Origin of the sequence: Methylobacterium sp. WL18, assembly GCF_008040015.1 — a bacterium.
In the GTDB taxonomy this organism is placed as follows: Bacteria; Pseudomonadota; Alphaproteobacteria; order Rhizobiales; family Beijerinckiaceae; genus Methylobacterium; species Methylobacterium mesophilicum.
Genome location: NZ_VRVD01001208.1, coordinates 1 through 655 on the forward strand (window position 1 = coordinate 1; position 655 = coordinate 655).

At 77.6% G+C, this 655-nt stretch carries 1 pseudogene; it reads right to left on the bottom strand.

Annotated elements, in window-relative coordinates:
* Positions 1–655 (bottom strand): annotated as a pseudogene (locus tag FV228_RS31865) (PAS domain-containing sensor histidine kinase); the annotation flags it as partial.

Sequence of the window (655 nt, forward strand, 5' to 3'; positions counted from 1 at the left end):
CTCCGGCGCGGTGGGCGCCGGCACTGACAGGGCGGAGGCATCGGGCGCCAGTGGTTCTTCGGGCGTCGCGGCCGGTGCGATCGGGGCCGACGCCGTGTTCGCAACGCGCGCTGCCGGCACGCTGCGCACCAGCCCGAACCCGCCGAAGCCGGAGAACGCCGCGTCCCCCCGCCCCAGCGGTGCGCCGGACAGCTCGACCTGGAACGGGCCGTCGCCGAGATCCAGGCAGGCCGGCTCGGCGCGGAAGGTCATGCGCTCGCCCAGCGCCGCGAACATCCCGTCGGCGCCGGTGATCCGGCCGTTCCCGGCGAGATCCTGCCAGCGCTGGCCGATGAGGCCGGTGAGGCCCTCGGACCCGGTCAGCGTCGTGAGCGCCCCGGAGGCGTCGCTGCGCCACAGGAAGCGGTCGCCCGTCTTCAGGGCCAACGTCTCGACCGGGACGGCGGCCGGCGGCGGCTCGCTCGCGGGTGCCTCCGGCTGCTGCACCGCCGGGGTGGCGGGCCGCGGGCGCGGCAGCTTCACCGGGGCCGTCGGAATCACCAGGAAGACCGGCCGGCCGTCGTCGCGGGTCCCGCGGACGACCTGGCAGAGCGCAGGCGGGGCGATCCGCCTCGCGTCGAGGGCGAGGCGCGCGAGCCGGGGCGCGGTGTCCTGC